The sequence below is a fragment of the Pseudoduganella sp. jia 9 genome, assembly GCF_055502615.1.
Window position 1 is genome coordinate 176,250 of the sequence record NZ_JBUPWE010000016.1, and the last position, 19,464, is coordinate 195,713.

Below are 19,464 nucleotides of genomic sequence, written 5' to 3' on the forward strand. Positions count from 1 at the left end.
TGGCGCCGCGTGCCGCCACTACGCCCCGATGCGGAACTCGCCGACCAGCGCCACCAGCGTGTCGGCCTGCTGCTTCAGGCTCTCGGCCGCGGCGGCGGCTTCCTCGACCAGCGCGGCATTCTGCTGCGTCACGCCGTCCATCTGCACGATGGCCTGGTTGACCTGGCCGATGCCGCCGCTCTGCTCGGCGCCGGCGGCGGCGATCTCGGCGATGATGTCGGCCACCTGGCGCACGCTGGCGACCACGCCGTCCATCGTGGCGCCGGCATCCTTGACCAGCGCGCTGCCGCGCTGCACCTGGGCCGCCGAATCGCCGATCAGCGCCTTGATCTCCCTTGCCGCGCTGGCCGAACGCTGCGCCAGCGTGCGCACTTCGCTGGCCACCACGGCGAAGCCGCGGCCCTGTTCGCCGGCGCGCGCCGCTTCCACGGCCGCGTTCAGCGCCAGGATATTGGTCTGGAACGCGATGCCGTCGATCACGGCGATGATGTCCACCACCTTGCTCGACGAGGCATCGATCGCCGCCATCGTGTCGACCACCTGCGCCACCACGGCGCCGCCGCGCAGCGCCACTTCGGACGCGTTGGCCGCCAGCTGGCGCGCCTGCGCCGCATTGTCGGAATTCTGGCGCACGCTGCCGGTCAGCTGTTCCATCGAGGCCGCCGTTTCCTCCAGCGAGCTGGCCTGCTGCTCGGTGCGGGCCGACAGGTCCAGGTTGCCGCGGCTGATCTCGTCGCTGGCCGCCGCCACGCTGCCGGAACTGTCGCGCACCCTGGCCAGCACGCGCTCGATCTTGGCGGCGAAATCATTGAAGCCGGTGGCGATCACGGCCAGCTCGTCGCTGCCTTTCACCTTGAGCCGGATGGACAGGTCGGCATTTCCGCCGGCCAGCTGCGTCATGGTGCGGGCCAGGTCGCGCAGCGGCCGGGTCAGGCGGCGCAGCACGGTGACCATGGCCAGCGCGGCGACGACGGCGCACAGCGCCGAGGCCAGCAGCGTGTATTTCAGCTGTTCGCGCGCCGGCGCCGTGGCCACCGTTTCCGGGAACGACAGGCGCACCGACCATGGCGCGATTTCGTCATGCAGGCGCACCGGCTGCAGCAGGTGGACGATGCCGTCCGCGGCATACTCGTACGGCTTGCCGGCGCGCACCGCCTCCAGCGCGGCGGCCGGCAGGTCGTCGGCGCGCTTGCCGTTGCGCGCAGCCACCGGGTGGCTGGCATACAGGCCGCCGTTCGACACCAGCGCCAGTTCGGCGCCGTCCATCGTCTTCATGCCGGCCAGGATGTCCGTCAGCCGGGTCAGCATGAAGTCGCCGGTGACCACGCCGCGCGCCTTGCCCTCGACCATGATCGGCGTCACCAGCGAGGCGATCAGCACGGTCTTGCCGTTGACCGGGTAGGCATACGGTTCGGAGAAATAGCGCTTGCCGGTGTTTTTCGGCACGTCGTACCAGTCGTTTCCGCCCGGCGTGGTGACGAACACGATCGGCTCGGCGTGGACACCGCCGCCCGCCGCGCGGCTGAAGTAGGGCATGTGGCGGCCGCTGGCGTCGAAACGCGGGCCCTGGCCGGCGAACTCGGCATCCTTGCCGTCGAGCGCATCGGGTTCCATCGCGGCGGACACGCCGACCAGGTCCTCGGTACCCAGCAGGATCGCCTTCGTCAGGTTGTCGACCTGGTCGCGGTTCAGCGCCGGGCCGTCGGCCAGCGTGTTGCCCAGCCCGCCAGCGAGCGTGGCCACGGCGGCCAGGCTGCTGCCCAGCCGGCCCTGCAGCGCGTCGGCCGCTTCGGCCGAGGTGGCGCGCGCCAGGTGCAGCGCGGCGTCGTGCGCCGTGTCGTGTCCGCGGATGCCGGTGACCGTGGCGGTGACGGCCAGGCTGGCGATGACAAGCGCCGAAGCGGCCAGGCTGATGCGGGCATTCAGCGACAGGGCGCCCCGTGCCGGGTTGATGGTTGCCAAATTCATTGAAATCTCCGAGATGCGGGATAGCGGCGAATATCGTGTATCCACGCGGCAATGTTAGCGTCGTTCGGTGGGAACGCCATGCCCGCGCGTCCGCGCGCCATGCATTTCGCCAGCCACTGCGTCGCCGGAACAACAGATCCGGAGGTTGGTGTGATATCGGAGGCAACGTATTGTCAACCGTGCAGCGCGGCCCGGGGTTCGCTTGCGGGCAGCCGGCCGCGCAGGATTGCTGCCCTGCCATATAATTGTCGCATCGGTATAAGCTTCCTGGACGACAGCATGGATACACCCGTCAATTCCCGCCGCACCGCGCGCAAGCCGGCGCGCCGCCTGTCCACCGGCATTCCCGGCCTGGACGACATTCTGTGCGGCGGCCTGACCGCCGAGCGGGTTTACCTGGTCGAAGGCTCGCCCGGCTCCGGCAAGACGACGCTCGGCCTGCAATTCCTGCTCGACGGCAGGGCCAGGGGTGAGGCCGGGCTGTACATCACGCTGTCGGAGACGGCCGACGAGCTCGATGCGGTGGCGGAAAGCCATGGCTGGTCGCTGGACGGCATCGACCTGTTCGAGCTGGCCGACGAGGTGGCCCTCGATCCGGATGCGCAGCAGTCGATCCTGCATCCCGCCGAGGTGGAACTCGGCGAGACCACCAAGGGCGTGCTGGACCGGGTCGAGCGCGTGCGGCCGGCGCGGGTGGTGTTCGACAGCCTGTCCGAACTGAGGCTGCTGGCGCAGAACCCGCTGCGCTACCGCCGCCAGATCCTGGCGCTGAAACAGTTCTTTTCGTCGCGCGCCTGTACGGTACTGCTGCTGGACGACAAGACCAGCCAGTCCGACCAGCACCTGCACAGCATCTCGCATGGCGTCATCAGCCTGGAGCAGATCGCCCAGGAATTCGGCAAGGAGCGGCGCCGCGTCAACATCATCAAGATGCGCGGCTTCCAGTTCCGCGGCGGCTATCACGACTACGTGCTGGAGACGGGCGGCATCCGCATGTTCCCGCGCCTGGTGGCCGCCGAGCATGCCGGCTCGTTCGTGCCGGTGGCACGCGGCACGGGCAACGAGGGCCTCGACGCGCTGCTGGGCGGCGGCCTGGTTGCCGGCACCAACACGCTGATCATGGGCCCGTCCGGCGTCGGCAAGACCACCGTGACCATGCGCTGCATGCTCGCCGCGCTGGAACGCGGCGAGAAGGCCGCGTTCTACCTGTTCGATGAAGGCCTGGGCACCTTCCTGGCGCGCAGCGCGGCGCTGGGCATGGACGCGGCACCGTACCTGGCCAATGGCCAGATGACCTTGCGCCATGTCGACCCGGCGGAACTGTCGCCGGGCGAGTTTGCCCAGATGCTGCGCGATGCGGTGGAAACCGGCGGCGTGACCTTCATGGCCATCGACAGCCTCAATGCCTACCTGCAGGCGATGCCCGGCGAGCAGTACCTGACGCTGCAGATGCACGAACTGCTTGCCTACCTGAACCAGAAGGGCGTGACGACCGTGCTGGTGCTGGGCGAGCACGGCCTGGTCGGGGCGATGGAGCGGGACGTCGACCTGAGTTACCTTAGTGACTCGACCCTGCTGATGCGCTTCTTCGAAGCAGGGGGCAAGCTGCGGCGTGCCCTCACGGTGGTGAAGAGCCGCGCCGCCAGCCACGCGCTGACGATCCACGAGCTGGTGCTGCACAGCCACGGTATCGGCATTGGCGCTCCACTCGTCGGTTTCGAGGGCGTGCTGACCGGGCTGCCGAGCTACCGTGGCAGCACCGCGATGATGTCGGCCGCCGATGCCCCGGACTGACGCGGCCGAAGGCAGGGTGCTCGTCCTGGCGCCGCGCGGCCGCGACGCCGAAGTGACCGCCGATGTCGTCATTCGCCATGGGGCGCGCTGCGAAGCCGTGGCAGATTTCGGCGCGCTGGTCGCTGCCATCGTGGCCGGCGCCGCGGCGGCCATCGTCACCGACGAGGCGCTGCACGGCGCCGACCTGGCGCCGCTGCATGACTGGCTGGCGGCCCAGGAGCCGTGGTCGGATTTTCCCTTCATCGTGCTGCTGTCAAGGCGGCTGGGGCCGCGCCGGCCCGGTTCCGACGCCCTGTTCTCCGCACTGGGCAACGTCATCCTGCTGGAGCGCCCGCTGAGTGCTGAAACGCTGGGCAGCGCGACCGGCGCGGCCTTGCGGGCACGCTACCGGCAATACCAGGCGCGCGCCGTACTGGCCGACCGCCAGCGGGTATCCGACGAGCTGGCCGTGCTGAATGCCACGCTGGAGTCGCGCGTGGCCGAGCGCACGCGCGCGCTGGCGCAGGCGCACGACAGGCTGACCGCCGAAGTGGCCGAGCGCGAGAAAGTCCAGCAGGCGATGCTGCAGTACCAGAAGATGGAATCGCTGGGGCAACTGACGGGCGGCGTCGCGCACGATTTCAACAACCTGCTCAATGTCGTGCAGGGCAGCATGGAGCTGATCCTGGCCACCAGCACGGATGCCGCGGTGCGGCGCCGCGCCGAAACGGCGCAGGCGGCATGCGAGCGCGGCGCCAGGCTGACAGCGCAGTTGCTGGCCTTCGCGCGCAACCAGAAGCTGGACTTGCGCCCGCTCGGCGTCGCACCGCTGTTTGACGCCGTGCTGCAGATGGCGCGGCCCCTGCTGGGCGACGCGTTCGAGATCGTGACCGGCGTCGCGCCGGGCGTGAGCGCCGTGGTGGCCGACGCCAGCCAGATCGAAATGGCCCTGCTGAACCTGGTCATCAACGCGCGCGACGCGATGCCCGGCGGCGGCCGCATCGTGCTGCGCGCGTCGATGCCGCGCCCTCCGGCCGGGCTGCTGCCCGACAGTGCCGGGGGAATCTTCGTGCGCATGGCCGTGTCGGACAACGGCCCCGGCATGCGCCCGGACATCGCCGCCCGGGTATTCGAGCCCTTCTTCACGACCAAGGCGGTGGGCAAGGGCACTGGCCTGGGTCTGTCCCAGGTGTACGGCATGGCGCGCCAATCGGGCGGCATGGCGCGCCTGGAGAGCATGCCCGGGCAGGGCACCACGGTCGAGATATGGCTGCCGGCAGACAGTGGCGAGCCCGGTCCGGAAGCCAGGCCGGGTAGCGGCGCGGCCGCCAGCGTGACGGGCTGATTCCGGCATGGCAGGCTGCCGGCGACCGGCACCTGCCAGGGCAATTCCGTTCAATACGGGACAGCGGCGGGCCGCTATCGTGGCGCTTCTTTCATCCAGGGAGCGCCCCCATGACTCTTTACCTGTCGATGGCCGCCTTCGCGCTGGTCTCCTCGATCACGCCCGGCCCGGTCAACATCGTTGCCCTCGGCGCCGGCGCCCGGCACGGCCTGGCCGCCAGCATGCGCCACGTCAGCGGCGCCACCATCGGGTTCACCGTGCTGTTGCTGCTGGTCGGGCTGGGCCTGTACGGCCTGATGGAACGGTGGCCGCAGCTGATCGTCTTCATCCGCTGGGCCGGCATCGCTTTTTTGTTCTGGCTGGCGTGGCAGCTGGCGGCCGATGACGGCGAACTGAGTTTCCAGGGCACGCCGCGCGGGCCGTCGCTGCTGGCCGGCGCGGCGATGCAGTGGCTGAACCCGAAGGCCTGGCTGGCCGCCGTTTCCGGCATGGGCGCGTATGCGGCCGACGGCGGCGGCGCGCTGGTGTGGCAGTTCGCCGCCATCTACTTCGTCGTCTGCTGGCTGTCGGTATTCTGCTGGGCGTGGGCCGGTGCCGCGCTGCGCGGCTGGCTGGCCAACGCGGCGCGCGTGCGCCTGTTCAACCGGGCGATGGCGCTGCTGCTGGCCGCGAGCGCGGCGTGGCTGCTGGCGAATTAGCGAGCTGCTATCGCACCTTGCGGTACTGGCCCGGCGTGGCCGCCACGTGGCGCTTGAACGCGCGCTGCAGGTGCGCCTGGTCGGCGAAGCCGGCCGCCAGGGCCACGTCGGCGATCGGCCTGCCGCGCCGCAGCTGTTCGCGGCAGTACTGGATGCGGCAGTCGACCAGCCAGGCGTGCGGCGTCATGCCGTAGCGCGCCTTGAAGGCGCGGATCAGGTAGGACGGCGACAATCCCGTGGCGGCGCACAGGTCGTCCAGCGACGGGGTGCCGGCAAGGTGCGCGCGCAGGTAATCGGCGGCGTGCCGCACCTGGTGATCCGGGCGCGGCGCGGCGGGCGCCGGCTGCAGCGTGTCGTGCATGACCGTGAAAAAGTCCAGCGCGGTGCCGTGCTTTTCCAGCGCGCCGGCGGCCGGGTCGGTGCAGGCCGCGTACAGCGCTTCCAGCCGCGCGAACAGGCCGGGAGCCCGGCTCGCCACGGCGGCATAGGGCTGGAAGGCATCGCATCCCTGCACCTGCGCCAGCCAGCGGCTGTCCACATGGAACATGCGGTACGACCACGGTTGCCTGTCCAGCGGGTTGCAGGCATGGACGTCGCCGGGGTTCATCAGCACCACGGTGCCGGCCCCCACGTGTTCGCGCAGGCGCCCGTTCAGGTAGGTGCTTTCGCCGCCGGTGATCGCGCCGATCGAAAAGGTTTCATGCGAATGCTTCGCGTAGCAGACGCCACGGCCATCCACGATGGAGCGCGCTTCGAGGAAGGGCAGGGCGTCGTCGCGCCAGAAGGCCGGTGTGCTCATTGGCCGTCAGGATACCACCGCCAGCGCCCGCAGTAACGGCAGGCGGCGTTGCAGGAAGGCGGCGGCCTGCCGTTCGAGCAGGGCGACCTGCCGGTCGACCGTGGCCGCCGCGTCGCCATGGATGGCCTGCAGGTCCCGCCCGGCGCCCAGCGCCATCGCGAAGGCGACTAGCTCGCCGGCCTGGGCATGGCCGCGCGCCAGGCCGAGCAGGAACAGCTGGTGCAGCCGCGGCACGGGAATGCCGCCGCCGGTGACGGGCGAGGCCAGGTAATGGATGTCGCCGCCGTGTTCGGCCAGGGCGACCAGGCGATCGTTCAGCCGCCGGCACGCCGGCAGGGCCCGTTCGGTGGCCGCCTCGTCCTGCGCGGGCTGGATCTGCTGCGTGCCGGCCAGCTGGAATACCGCCTGCAGCACCTGCGCGGCGGCCAGCCCTGCGGCGCCGCAGGCGCTTTCCAGTTCGCCGATGGTGCGCGGCCGGTGGTCGGCCAGCGCGTCGATCACGGGGCGGTGCAGCGCTTCGTTCAGGCCCACTTCGATCTGCCCGGCCTTGACGGTGTAGACCACGTCCTCCGGCGCCATCACCAGCACGACGCGCTGCCGGCGCAGCAGCCGGGCGCGCTCCAGCGGCGCGAGCCGGCGCGCGCCGCGCACCCAGTAGTCGCGCCGGAACTGCTGGTTGATCATGAAGTCGAATGCCAGCTGCCGCAGCCCCGGATCGGCCACGCCTTGCAGGAAGCGCGCCTGCTCCGGGGTGACGATGGCGCTGTCGATATGCTCGATGTAGGTTGCCGGGCAGGCGAATTCCAGCTTTGCCGGTTCCAGCCATTCGGCCAGCGCGGGGAACGACATCGGCTGCCAGTCGCGGTTGAAGTACTCGTGGGCCAGGTAGGCCGTGCCGGACGCCTTCAGCAGTTCCATCCGCGCGGGCACGTGCGGATTGGCCTGCGCGAAGCCCGGGTTGGTGGCCAGCAGCGCGTCGGCGAAGCCGAGCGACTGGCCGATACGCTGCCCGATATCGGCGCTGGGCACCGTCATCGTCGCATAGTGGCGCGTCATCAGCTCGCGCACCGGGCTCAGCGCTGCCCAGCCGGGCTGTGTGTTGTAGCTGACATACAGCACGCCGCCGACCTTCAGCTTGCGGCGCACGAAATCGACCAGCACGCGCCGGTTGTCGTCCGACACCCAGCTCCACACGCCGTGCAGGCAGATGAAGTCGAAATCGGGCAGGTCGGGGCGGGCGCAGAATTCGGCGAACGACGCATCGCACAGGTGCGCGCCGGCGCCCGAGGCGGCGGCCAGTTCGCGGGCAAAGCCGGCCTGCACCGGGTTGAAGTCGGTGCCATGCCATTCGGTGCCGGAGGCCGCCGCGTGCACGTTGACGCTGACGCCCTGGCCGAAGCCCAGCTCGCACGCGATGGCATGTTCGGGGAACACCAGCCCGGCATTGAGGAATGCCAGGCGCACGCGCAGCGGGTTCAGTTCCGGATACACGCCATAGGTGTAGCCGATGTCGGAAACATAGCCTGCGGACCAGTCGGACATACGGTATTCCAGTCGTTGACGATCCCGCCAGTGTAAGCCAGGCGCGTGGTCCCGTGCGGGACTATTGCGTCCGCCTGCCGTGCCGGCCTAGCGCGGCGGCGCCGCCGCGGCGGGCAGGCGCAGCAGCAGCAGCACCGCCAGCGCGATGATGCCGCAGGCGGCGGCGCTCCACAGCGGGTGCTCCGGCACGTGGCCGGCGGCGGCGCCCTGGAACGGCAGTGCGGCGCCGGCCAGCACGGCGACGGCGGCGGGGAGAATGGCAAGGAGGGCGGTCCTGGATTTCATGCGCCCATCTTCGCGCATGCGCGGCATCGATGGAAATCGTTCCTGTGCACGTGTACTATTCGCCACATGAATAATTTCCTGATCGACTGCGATGGATGAACTGCGGCGTATCGACCTGAACCTGCTGCTGACGCTGCATGCGCTGCTGGCGGAAAAACACGTCACCCGGGCCGCGCTGCGGCTGCACAAGAGCCAGCCCGCCGTCAGCCACGCGCTGGCGCAGCTGCGTGCCCGCTTCGACGATCCGCTGCTGGTGCGCCGCGATGGGCAGATGGCGCTGACGCCGCGCGCCCTGGCACTGATCGAACCGCTGGCCGAGGCGCTGGCCACGCTGAACGGCCTGCTGGCCGCGCAGCAGTTCGATCCGGCCGCCGCGCAGCGCCGCTTCCGGCTCACGCTGTCGGACTACTCGGCGCGCATCATCCTGCCGCCGCTGGTGCGCCACGTGCGCCGCCACGCGCCGGGCATCGACCTGGCGGTCAGCCAGGCCAGCCGGGATGCCATGCTGGCCCAGCTCGTCGATGGCGAAGTCGACGTGGCACTCGGCATCTTCCCCGACCGGCCCGAGACGATCCACGTGCAGGACCTGTTTGCCGAGGAGTTCATCAGCCTGGCCGACAAGGCGACGCTGCCGCCGAAAGGCGGGCTGACGCTGGAAGAATTCCTGCTCCGCCCGCACGTGAAGCTGGCGCTGCGGCCCGATTCGCACGACGAGATCGAGCGGGCCCTCGGCGAACTGGGCCTGCAGCGCCATATCGCCGTCGCCCTGCCGCACTGGAGCGCCGCGGTGGAACTGATCGCCGGCACCGACCTGATCCTCACTGCCGCCAGCCGCACCAGCGGCGCGATGGCCCCGCACAAGGCCCTGCGGCGCTTCCGGCCGCCGTTCGCGCTGCCCAGCTTTTCGTACCAGCAGGCCTGGCACGCGCGGCGCGACGACGACCCGGGCCACCGCTGGCTGCGCGACGCGATCCTTGCGTGCAGCCAGCCGGGAGGCGGATGAGTCGCAGGGGGCTGTCCCCGGTTTTTGCCTGCATTATGGCGACGTTCGCAAAAACCGGGGACAGTCCCCATGCGGGGACAGTCCCCATGCGGGGACAGTCCCCATGCGGGGACAGTCCCCTGCTGCTCAGCCGCTGTCTGCGACATCCGTATCAAGTGCTGCCTCCACGCTTACCGCTGCGCGACCAGCCGCGCGTGCAGGGCCTCGCGTTCGGCGGGGTCCGGCGACTGCAGGTAGTGGAACTTGCCGGCGACGAGCGTGGCGACGGGGGCGCCGTCGCGGAACAGCACGCGGTTGCCGGCCAGCGCGGGCACCTTGTCGCCGGGCAGCAGGATGCCGCACAGGTTCAGCGGGTCGACGCCGGACACCGCCACCAGCGCGCCATCGTGCGGCCGGCGCCGCATCTCGCGCAGCAGGGGGATCGCTTCGGGCAGCGCGAACTGTTCGCCGGACAGGCCGGCCACGAAGCGCCCGCCGCGGATTTCGCCGCGCGCTTCCAGGCGGTGGTACACCGGCAGCAGTTCGCGCCACGCCGGCAGCCACGCCGCTTCCCGTTCCAGCAGGTGCCAGAACATCACGCCGTAGCGGCGCAGCAGCGTCATGGCGATGTGTTCCAGCGTTGCCGGCTCGGTGCGCGGCCGGCGCGACGGTGCCGGCGCGGGCGCCGCGTCGGCGGCCGCGCCGCGCTCGACGATCGTCACGCCATCGGCGCGGCGCACCAGGGCCCAGCGGCCCGCTTCCTCCATCGTCGGGCCGGCGCCGCGGCGGCGCTTGCGGTCCATCGTGTTGCGTTTGTTCGCCGGCACCAGCATCGCACGCAGGCCGGCATAGCTGTCGGCGTTGACCAGGCCCGTGGCCACCAGCTCGCCCAGCGCATCCTCCAGTTCCGCCCCCAGCAGCCGCGCATCGTGCGTGAGTTCGTCGAAGAACATCGCGCCGTGGGCGCGCAGCGCATCGAGCACGCGCATGGCGCGCGAGGACACCTGCACCTCGCTGGCCACCGCCGGCAGCGCGTGCCACGGCGCCAGTTGCCGGCGCGGCAGCAGCACCAGCGGGGTGCCGCGCACCGGCCCGCCGCTGGCGCTGGACGGCGCGCCGACACGCGTCCACACGATGCGGCCGGCACGGCACAGTTCATCGAGCCACAGCAGCGAGTAATCCTTGACGCGGGTGGCCAGCAGATCGCTTTCCCAGGCGCCGGCCGCCGCCTCGTAGCCTTCCAGCTGTGCCAGTGCCTGGGGTAGCGCGTCGCTGCCCTGCAGGCGCGTATCGTCGCTCACATGCTGCCATTCGAACAGGAAGCGCATGAAATCCTGCCGCTCCACCGGCTCGATCTCGCGCCGCAGGCTCCTGATGGTATAGCGGTGGATGCGTGCCAGCAGGTGGCGTTCGCACCATTCCTCGGCGACGGCGCCGGGCGTGAAGCGGCCGCGCATCACATAGCCTTCGCCCTCCAGCGCCGTCAGCGCGATGGTGACCGTACTCTCCGGCAAGCCCAGTGGCGAAGCGATGGCGGCGACCGTCTGCGGCCCGAAACCGGACAGGCGTGCGCGTAGCAGTTCGACCAGCGCGGCATCGCGCGTCCACGCCTCGTCGCCGTCCAGCGCCAGCCGGTCGGGAATCGCCAGCGGCGGGGCGGCCGCCGCCTCCGGATACGCCGCCTGCACGCAGGCCAGCCGTTCCAGCGCGACCCAGAAGTCCGCGCCGCCGCCTCGCAGGCGCGTGGCGCGGCCGCTTCCGGCCAGCATGGCGAGCCAGTCGTTCCAGCCTTCGTTGGCGGCCGCCTCGTCGCGCGCGACGCAGGCCAGCGCCACCAGCGCCTCGTGCATCTCGTCCGCATTGCGCACGCGCGGCCACGCCTCGTCGGCCACCGCGTCGATGGCGCCGGCATCGAGCGCGCCGAGATCGTCGGTGGAGGCCGGATCGGTCCAGCGCCGGTTCAGCACCGCCTGGGTGCGGCGCTCTTCCAGCGGCGCATCGTCGAGGAAGGCGTAGGGGCGGGCGTTGAGGATCTCCATCGCCAGCGGCGACGGCGCCGGCAGGTCGCGCGACAGCAGCCGCACCTCGCCGGCCTCCATGCGCCGCAGCAGCGCCAGCCAGCCTTCGCTGTCCATCGCCTCGTGCAGGCAGTCGTCCACCGTCTGGTCGACCAGCGGGTGGCTGGGCAGTTCGCGTTCGCCGACGATGTTTTCCAGGCACGCGGCGCCATCCGGGAACACGGCCGCCAGCATGTCGTCGCTCTTCATCCGCATCAGCTGCGGCGCCACTTTGCGCCCGCCGGCGAAGCGCGGCAGCGCCAGCGCCGTGGTCGCGTTCCAGCGCCAGCGCACGTTGAACAGCGGCGCGTCGAGCAGGGCCTGGACGAGAATGTGCTCGGCACTGGTCGAGCGCAGGTAGCGCCACACTTCGTCGAGCGGAAAACTGTGGCTTTCCGACAGCGACAGCACGATGGCATCCTCGGTGGCGGCCGCCTGCAGTTCGAAGTTGAAAGTGCGGCAGAAGCGCTTGCGCAGCGCCAGGCCCCAGGCCCGGTTGATGCGGCTGCCGTACGGCGCGTGCAGCACCAGCTGCATGCCGCCCGATTCGTCGAAGAAGCGTTCCATGACCAGCGTGTCGCGGGTGGGCAGCGCCGACAGCGCCGCGCGGGCCCGTGCCAGGTATTCGACGACCTGGCGCGCCGCGTCGTCGCCCAGGCCGAGGTGTTCGAACAGCCAGCCGATGGCGTGCTCGATTGCGTCCTCGCCGTTTTCCTTCTCCCCCAGCAGCCGGTCGATCTCGCCGCGCAGGCGCGCCACGCCGAGCGACAGTTCGTCGCTGCGGCCCGGCGCCTCGCCCAGCCAGAACGGGATGTTGGGCGCCGCGCCGCGGGCATCTTCCACGCGCACCTTGCCGGCTTCGACCCGCACGATGCGGTAGGAGGTGTTGCCGAGCTGGAATACGTCGCCAGCCAGGCTTTCCACCGCAAAATCCTCGTGCACCGTGCCGACGTTCTGCCCGCCCGGTTCCAGCAGCACCGTGAAGTCGGCGTTGTCGGGAATGGCGCCGCCCGAGGTGACGGCGGTCAGCCGGCCGCCGCGCCGGCCGCGCACCGTGCCGCTGACGGCGTCGCGGTGCAGGTATGCGCCGCGCACCCCTTGCCGGCTGTTGAAACCCTCGGTCAGCATGCGCAGCACGGCGTCGAAACGGTCGCGGTCCAGCGCCGCGTACGGCATCGCGCCCCGTACCAGGGCGAACAGCGCATCCTCGTGCCACTCGCGGCTGCCCACTTCGGCCACGATCTGCTGCGCCAGCACGTCCAGCGGGGCGACCGGGACGTGCAGCGTGTCGAGTTCGTCGCGGCGCACGCAGTCGAGCAGGGCGGTGCATTCGACCAGGTCGTCGCGCGAGGTCGGGAACAGCCGGCCTTTCGGCAGGCCGCCCACATGGTGGCCGGAACGGCCGACCCGCTGCAGGAAGGCGGCGATGCTGCGTGGCGAGCCGATCTGGCAGACCAGGTCGACGTCGCCGATGTCGATGCCCAGTTCGAGCGACGCGGTGGCGATCAGCATGCGCAGGTCGCCGCGCTTCAGCCGCTGCTCCGCGTCGAGCCGGAATTCCTTGGCCAGGCTGCCGTGGTGGGCCGCCACGTGCTCGGCGCCAAGGCGGTCGGCCAGGTGGCGCGCCATCCGCTCGGCCATGCGCCGGGTGTTGACGAACACCAGCGTGGTCCGGTGCAGCACCGACAGTTCGGCCAGCCGGTCGTAGACGCGTTCCCAGACTTCGTTCGGCATGACCGCTTCCAGCGGCACCGGCGGCAGTTCCAGGCCCAGGTCGCGGGCCCGCACGTGGCCGACGTCGACCACGGCGCAGGCGCGCCCGGCGCCGGCCAGGAATTGCGCCACTACCGACAGCGGTTTCTGCGTTGCCGACAGGCCGACCCGCACGGGAGGGATCTCGCGCAGCGCGGCCAGCCGTTCGAGGCTGAGCGACAGGTGGCTACCGCGCTTGCTGCCGGCCACCGCGTGGATCTCGTCGACGATCACCGTGCGCACGGTGGACAGCATGGCGCGGCCGCTGTCGGAACCCAGCAGCACATACAGCGATTCCGGCGTCGAGACGAGGATGTGCGGCGGCCGCTTGCGCGCCGCGTTGCGCTCGGCCTGCGGCGTGTCGCCGGTGCGCACGGCGCTGCGGATGCCGTGCGGCGGCAGGTCCATCGCGGCAAGCTCGCGGTCGATGCCTTCCAGAGGCGCCAGCAGGTTGACGCGGATATCGTTCGACAGCGCCTTCAGCGGCGAGATGTAGAGCACCCGCGTTTCATCGGGCAGCGCCTGCCGTTCGCTCTCCCGCACCAGCGCGTCGATGGCGGCCAGGAACGCCGTCAGCGTCTTGCCGGAGCCGGTCGGCGCGGCGACCAGCGTGGCCTTGCCGGCCTGGATCAGCGGCCAGGCGTGGCGCTGCGCTTCGGTGGCGCCCTTCGGGAAGGCCGCGGCGAACCATGCGGCCACCGCGGGATGGAAGGCGTAGCGGGGGCGGGAGGCCATCGCCGGAGCCCTTACTCGGCGTGGAACTCGTCGGCGCTGGCGAACAGGTCCCACGCGGCGATGAACAGCGCGGCGATCACGGGCCCGATCACGAAGCCGTTCAGGCCGAACAGCGCCATGCCGCCGATCGTCGACAGCAGCACGATGTAGTCCGGCAGCTTGGTGTCCTTGCCGACCAGGATGGGGCGCAGCACGTTGTCGACCAGGCCGATCACCAGCACGCCGTACAGCGCCAGCACGACGCCCTGCCAGACCGCACCCGTGATCAGGAAGTAGATCGCCACCGGGCCCCAGATGATCGCAGCGCCGACGGCCGGCAGCAGCGACAGGAAGGCCATCACCACGGCCCACAGCAGCGGGCCGGGCACGTCGAGCAGCCAGAAGATCAGCCCGCCGAGCGCGCCCTGCGCCATCGCCACCAGCACATTGCCCTTCACGGTGGCGCGGATCACGGTGATGAAATTGTCGAACAGCGGCTTCTTGTAGCGCGATGCCAGCGGCACGGCGCGCTTGATGCGGGCCGACAGCGTGCGTCCGTCGCGGAACAGGAAGAACAGCAAATACAGCATGACGGTAATGCTGATCATGAAATCGAGCGCCTTGCTGCCGAAATTGATTGCATAGCGCGCCGCCGCCTGGCTGATCTGCGCCGCGCCGGCGGTCAGTTTTTCCTGCAGCATGGCGATATTGGTCAGTTCGAAGCGCTCCAGCACCGACAGGGCCCACGCCGGCAGGGCGGCGATCAGGCGCTGGAACATCACGTTGAAATCGATCTGGCCGGTGTTGATCATGCTGTACACGGCGGACGCCTGGTCCACCAGCGAGGCGGCGATCATCGTCAGCGGCATGATCACCATCAGCACGATCAGCAGCAGCGCCAGCAGCGCGGCGGAGTTGGGCCGGTTGCCGAGCGCGTTCAGGAGCGCGGCATACAGCGGCGCGAAGACGATGGCGAACACCACGCCCCAGAACACGGCGCCGGAGAACGGCAGCAGGATCCAGAAAAAGGCCAGTGTGACGACGCCGAGGAGCAGCAGGAACGAGGATTGCGGCAGAGTGTAGCGCTTCATGGGTTTTTTTATTGTGGGTGGATACAATGGGCAGGTCGGATGTTGCCCTTATCATAGCTGAATGGGCAATCTTTCCGGCACTGTCGCGGCTCTCGGGTGTTCATCGCGTGCCGATCGCGTACCAATCGTGCGCCAATCGTGCGCATGGGCAGGTGCCCGACTGATGATAATGACAAAATCCGTTTTTACGCCTCGCCCGGAGAACCGATGCAGCGAACCGTTTTTCGACCTCGTGCCTTGTACAGTCGTGACTCGTACAGCCGTGACTTGTACTGTCGTGACCTGTACCGCCGCGCCGCCGCATGGGCGCGGCCGTGAGGGAAGGAGAAGCGGTCGGCTGCCATGACTGCGGCGCGCTGCACGGCTGGCGCCCGCTGGCGGACGGCCAGCGGGCCCGCTGCACGCGCTGCGGCAATGTGCTGTACCGCTGGTATGCGCACGGGCCGGCACCGACCCCGGCGTCGATGGTGGCCGTCACGCTCGGCGCCGTGCTGGTGTACCTGATCGCGCAGTGCTTTCCCATCGTCGAGCTGGAAATGAACGGCCTGACGTCCGGCGCCACCCTGCTGCAGGCCATCGGCGTGCTGTGGAGCGAGCGCATGGAAGTGATCGCGGCGATGGTGTTCTTTTTCGTCGTGGCGTTCCCCGCGCTGGAGCTGGGCGCGCTGCTGTACGTGTCCGCCGGGCTGCTGCGCGGGCGCCGCGTGCCGGGCTTCCACCTGCTGCTGCGGGTAGTGCAGGGCGCGCGCCACTGGGCGATGACGGAAGTGCTGATGATCGGCATCCTCGTCACCGCCATCAAGATGACCAGCCTGGCGCGGGTGATTCCCCATCCCGGCCTGTTCGCGTTCGGCGCATTGACGATCCTGTGCGCGGTCGCGCTGCGCTACGAGCCGCGCGCCCTGTGGGCACTGGGCGAGCGGATCGATCCCGTACGCCGGGCCCCGGTGGAGACCGGATCCGGCCAGCCGGTCGCCTGCCACGCCTGCGGGCTGCTCAACGACGGCGCCTGCGACGGCCGGCATTGCCGCCGCTGCGGCGCCGTGCTGCATCGCCGGATCCCCAACAGCATTACCTGGACCTGGGCGCTGCTGGCCGCGGCCGCGATGCTATACGTGCCGGCCAACATCCTGCCGGTGATGTACACGGAATCGATCGGCGGCACCGGGGGCGACACGATCATGAGCGGCGTGGTGCTGTTCTGGGAAACCGGATCGCCCGGGCTGGCCATCGTGATCTTCGTGGCCAGCGTGCTGGTGCCGGTGTCGAAGCTGGTGGCGCTGGCGGTGCTGGCCGGGACCGCGCAGTGGGGCTCGCGCTGGGCCCCGGCCGGCCGCACGCGGGTCTACCGCATGGTGGAATTCATCGGCCGCTGGTCGATGCTCGATATTTTCGTCGTCACGCTGACCGTGGCGCTGGTGCGTTTCCAGACGCTGGCGGTGATCACCGCCGGCCCCGGCGCGCTGGCCTTCGGCTGCGTGGTGATCCTGACGATGATCGCCTCCAGCCGCTTCGACCCGCGGCTGATCTGGGATCCGCTCGAGGATGGGGAAAACAGCAGGAAAATCAACGGAGAAACGCATGCCTGAGCAAGACCTTCCGCCACCCGCCGTCGACCGGCCGAGCCGCTGGCTGCCGTCGCTGATCTGGCTGATCCCGGTGCTGGCCGCCGTCATCGGCGCCACCCAGGTGATCAACTGGATGACCAGCCGCGGCCCGACGATCGTGGTCAGCTTCGCCACCGGCGAAGGCCTGGAGGCCGGCAAGACCAGGGTGAAATACAAGGACGTCGACATCGGCGAGGTCGTCGCCGTCACGCTGGGCGAGGACGGCAACCGGGTCGACGCGAAGATCCAGATGGCGCGCGAGGCAAAGCGCTTCACGGCCGAGGACACGCGCTTCTGGGTGGTGCGGCCGCAGATTGGCGCCAGCGGCGTGTCGGGTTTGGGCACGCTGCTGTCCGGCCCCTACATCGGCGCGGCGCCGGGCAGCAAGAGCGCGACCACCAGCAAATTCACCGGCCTCGATACGCCGCCCGCCGTACCGCCCGGCCTGAAAGGGCGCGAATACCGGCTGCATGCGGACAGCCTGGGTTCGGTCGGCATCGGCTCGCCCGTCTACTATCGCCGCCTGCGCGTGGGGCAGGTCGCTTCGTTCGAGCTGGACCGGGAAGGCGACGGCATCGACATGTCCGTGTTCATCGAAGACCGATATGTGGGCTTCGTCGGACCGGATACGCGCTGGTGGCATGCCAGCGGCGTCGACCTGCGCCTCGACGCGGCTGGCTTCAAGCTGAACACGCAGTCGCTGGCGGCGCTGGCGACGGGCGGCATCGCGTTCGAATCGTTCAACGGACGCAAGCCTGCCGCGGCGGCACCGGCCGGCAGCCGCTTCATCCTTGCCGAGGACCGCTCGGCGGCACTGCGCGCGCCGGACGGCCCCGCCGTGTCGGCCGTGCTGTACTTCGACCAGTCGCTGCGCGGGCTGGTGCCGGGCGCGCCGGTCGATTTCCGCGGCATCGTGCTCGGTGAAGTGCGCGCGGTCGGCGTGGAATTCGACCGCGAGCGCAGGGCCTTCCGCATGCCGGTGACGATCGACCTGTACCCGGGGCGGCTCGGCAAGCGCTTCCTTGACGCCTACTCCGGCGACATGCAGGCCGGCCACGACACGATGGCGCGCATGATCGGCCGCGGCCTGCGCGGCCAGCTGCGCACCGGCAGCCTGCTGACGAACCAGCTGTACATCGCGCTGGACTTCTTCCCGAACGCGCCGAAAGCATCGCTGGTGGTGGAACCGGACCGGCTCGTGCTGCCCACCGTGGCCGGCTCGCTGGACGAGCTGCAAAGCCAGCTGCTGAGCATCGCCCGCAAGCTCGACAAGGTGCCGTTCGACGATATCGGCGCCAATCTCGACCGCACGCTGGTGCAGGCCACCGCCACGCTGGAAAAGGCCGCCGCCACGCTGGAGCGGCTCGACGGCGAAGTGCTGCCGGAAGTGAAGGACACCCTCGCTTCGGCCCGCAAGACCTTCGCCAGTGCCGAAAGCCTGCTGGCGCAGGACGCGCCGCTGCAGTCCGACCTGCGCCGCACCCTGCAGGAAGTGACGCGCACGATGGAATCGATCGACGCGCTGGCCGAGTACCTCGAACGCCATCCGGAATCGCTGATTCGCGGCAAACCACGGGAGGAGAAGAAGAAATGAAGCGTCTGTTCAATGCGTGTTCGCTGCCGGCGCTCGGCCTCGCTGCGGTGCTGGCCGGCTGCGCGGCGCCGCCCGCCGACCATTTTTATACGCTGGCCGGTGGCGCCACCCCTGCGTCCGCGCCCGCGCCGGCGCCGCCTGCCGGTACCGGCACGATGTACATCGAAATGCTGGCCGTGAACGTGCCGGCGCAGGTGCAGCGCAACCAGCTCGTCGTCGCCGGCGCGGGGGAAGGACGGGTCGAGGTGCTGGACCAGCACCGCTGGGCCGGGCCGCTGGCCGACGAGATCGGCGGCGCGCTGTCGCTGGGTGTCACGTCACGGCTCGGCGCGATCGACGTCTACCGCACCCCCGCGCCGGACGGTGCCGCGGTGTACCGGATCAGCACCAATATCCAGCGTTTCGAATCGGTGCCGGGCAGCCATGCGCTGGTCGATGCCGTGTGGAGCGTGCGGCTGGTGGGCAGCGCCGCGGTGCTGACGTGCCGCAGCGTGCTGCGCGAGGAAGCCGGCGCCGGATACGAGGCGGTGGTGGCGGCGCACCGTGCGGCGCTGGGCAAGCTGGCCGAGGCGATTGCCGGGGCCGTACGGAACCGGCAGGGCAACGGGCTGGCCGGATGCTGATTTCCACGACCGCGTTGCTGGTGTCTGTCTAGGAAACCGGGCCCTCGCGCAACCGCTGGCATTCCGGGTCATGGGGCGAAGCCTCCATCGTCGCCGCCGTTGCAGCGGCAGGCTCGCAGCGCAGCAGCGGGTAGGGATTGATCGCGCCACCGCTATCGTAGACGCCGTAGTGCAGGTGCGGCGGCGTGCCTTGCGCATTGCCGGTATTGCCGACGTAGCCCAGCACGCGGCCAGCCTGGATGCGCATGCCCGCTTCGACGTCCGCATAACGGTCGAGGTGGGCGTAGTAGTGGCGCTGGCCTCCCGGTCCCATCACCCACACCACCAGGCCGCCGAGGCGGTTGGTGCCGACCTGCGTGACGATGCCTTCGGTACTCGACAGCACGGGCGTGCCGCGCCGGGCGAAGATATCGATGCCTTCGTGCCGGCGGCCCGCGCTGCGCGCCGCGCCCCAGGTGTCGCGCAGCGCCCGCACCCGCACGCCCTCGACCGGTACCGGCAGCACCTGCGGCTTCGGCATCGCCATCAGGCGCACCGGATACAGGGCCCGTTCGATGGCGGGTCTCAGGAAATCCCAGCCCAGCACAAGGATGATGGCGGCCAGCAGGACTTTGAGAAACGTTCGCATGCCGGT

Annotated in this window: 14 protein-coding genes; 7 read left to right on the plus strand and 7 right to left on the minus strand. The window is 70.1% G+C overall.

The window, feature by feature from the left end; genetic code table 11:
- Positions 1-18: 18 nt before the first annotated feature.
- Positions 19-1,968: a methyl-accepting chemotaxis protein gene (locus ACY34H_RS22100; RefSeq protein WP_464979621.1), complete on the minus strand. Its 1,950-nt coding sequence runs from the start codon at positions 1,966-1,968 to the stop codon at positions 19-21.
- A gap of 279 nt (positions 1,969-2,247) precedes the next feature.
- On the opposite strand from ACY34H_RS22100, the gene ACY34H_RS22105 reads away from it, so the two are divergent.
- From ACY34H_RS22105 to ACY34H_RS22115, 3 genes are all read left to right on the plus strand, one after another.
- Positions 2,248-3,762 (plus strand): ATPase domain-containing protein, encoded by a 1,515-nt coding sequence (locus ACY34H_RS22105; RefSeq protein ID WP_464979622.1) that lies wholly within the window; start codon positions 2,248-2,250, stop codon positions 3,760-3,762.
- Positions 3,749-5,086: an ATP-binding protein gene (locus ACY34H_RS22110; protein ID WP_464979623.1), complete on the plus strand. Its 1,338-nt coding sequence runs from the start codon at positions 3,749-3,751 to the stop codon at positions 5,084-5,086. The genes ACY34H_RS22105 and ACY34H_RS22110 overlap by 14 nt, the downstream gene beginning before the upstream one ends.
- A 110-nt stretch (positions 5,087-5,196) precedes the next feature.
- A complete protein-coding gene (locus ACY34H_RS22115) occupies positions 5,197-5,784 on the plus strand; it encodes a LysE family translocator (RefSeq protein WP_464979624.1) in 588 nt (195 codons plus the stop codon).
- 7 nt (positions 5,785-5,791) lie between these two features.
- On the opposite strand, the gene ACY34H_RS22120 is transcribed toward ACY34H_RS22115, so the two are convergent.
- From ACY34H_RS22120 to ACY34H_RS22130, 3 genes are all read right to left on the minus strand, one after another.
- Positions 5,792-6,583, minus strand: coding sequence for an AraC family transcriptional regulator (locus ACY34H_RS22120; protein ID WP_464979625.1), 792 nt, complete (start codon positions 6,581-6,583; stop codon positions 5,792-5,794).
- Positions 6,584-6,589: 6 nt separating this feature from the next.
- A complete protein-coding gene (locus ACY34H_RS22125; protein ID WP_464979626.1) occupies positions 6,590-8,125 on the minus strand; it encodes a methyltransferase regulatory domain-containing protein in 1,536 nt (511 codons plus the stop codon).
- 87 nt (positions 8,126-8,212) lie between these two features.
- Entirely contained in the window at positions 8,213-8,410 is a 198-nt protein-coding gene (locus ACY34H_RS22130; protein WP_464979627.1) for a hypothetical protein, read from the minus strand.
- A 91-nt stretch (positions 8,411-8,501) separates the two neighbouring features.
- On the opposite strand from ACY34H_RS22130, the gene ACY34H_RS22135 reads away from it, so the two are divergent.
- Positions 8,502-9,413: a LysR family transcriptional regulator gene (locus ACY34H_RS22135; RefSeq protein ID WP_464979628.1), complete on the plus strand. Its 912-nt coding sequence runs from the start codon at positions 8,502-8,504 to the stop codon at positions 9,411-9,413.
- Positions 9,414-9,583: 170 nt separating this feature from the next.
- Here the strand turns inward: ACY34H_RS22135 and ACY34H_RS22140 are convergent, their stop codons facing one another.
- Together ACY34H_RS22140 and ACY34H_RS22145 are read right to left on the minus strand one after the other, a co-directional pair.
- Complete coding sequence (locus tag ACY34H_RS22140) at positions 9,584-13,936, minus strand: Lhr family helicase (RefSeq protein WP_464979629.1); 4,353 nt, start codon at positions 13,934-13,936, stop codon at positions 9,584-9,586.
- 11 nt (positions 13,937-13,947) lie between these two features.
- Complete coding sequence (locus ACY34H_RS22145; RefSeq protein ID WP_464979630.1) at positions 13,948-15,006, minus strand: AI-2E family transporter; 1,059 nt, start codon at positions 15,004-15,006, stop codon at positions 13,948-13,950.
- 314 nt (positions 15,007-15,320) lie between these two features.
- Between ACY34H_RS22145 and ACY34H_RS22150 the strand changes: the two genes are divergently transcribed.
- The 3 genes from ACY34H_RS22150 to ACY34H_RS22160 are packed head-to-tail and all read left to right on the plus strand — an operon-like array spanning position 15,321 to position 18,830.
- Positions 15,321-16,595 carry a paraquat-inducible protein A gene (locus ACY34H_RS22150; protein ID WP_464979631.1) on the plus strand — a complete coding sequence of 425 codons (1,275 nt, stop codon included), beginning with the start codon at positions 15,321-15,323 and terminating at the stop codon, positions 16,593-16,595.
- A complete protein-coding gene (locus ACY34H_RS22155; RefSeq protein ID WP_464979632.1) occupies positions 16,588-18,207 on the plus strand; it encodes a PqiB family protein in 1,620 nt (539 codons plus the stop codon). Before ACY34H_RS22150 ends, ACY34H_RS22155 begins: the two co-directional genes overlap by 8 nt.
- Positions 18,204-18,830, plus strand: a complete 627-nt coding sequence (locus ACY34H_RS22160; RefSeq protein ID WP_464979633.1) for a PqiC family protein — start codon at positions 18,204-18,206, stop codon at positions 18,828-18,830. Before ACY34H_RS22155 ends, ACY34H_RS22160 begins: the two co-directional genes overlap by 4 nt.
- 28 nt (positions 18,831-18,858) lie before the next feature.
- On the opposite strand, the gene ACY34H_RS22165 is transcribed toward ACY34H_RS22160, so the two are convergent.
- Complete coding sequence (locus ACY34H_RS22165) at positions 18,859-19,458, minus strand: M23 family metallopeptidase (RefSeq protein ID WP_464979634.1); 600 nt, start codon at positions 19,456-19,458, stop codon at positions 18,859-18,861.
- Positions 19,459-19,464 lie beyond the last annotated feature (6 nt).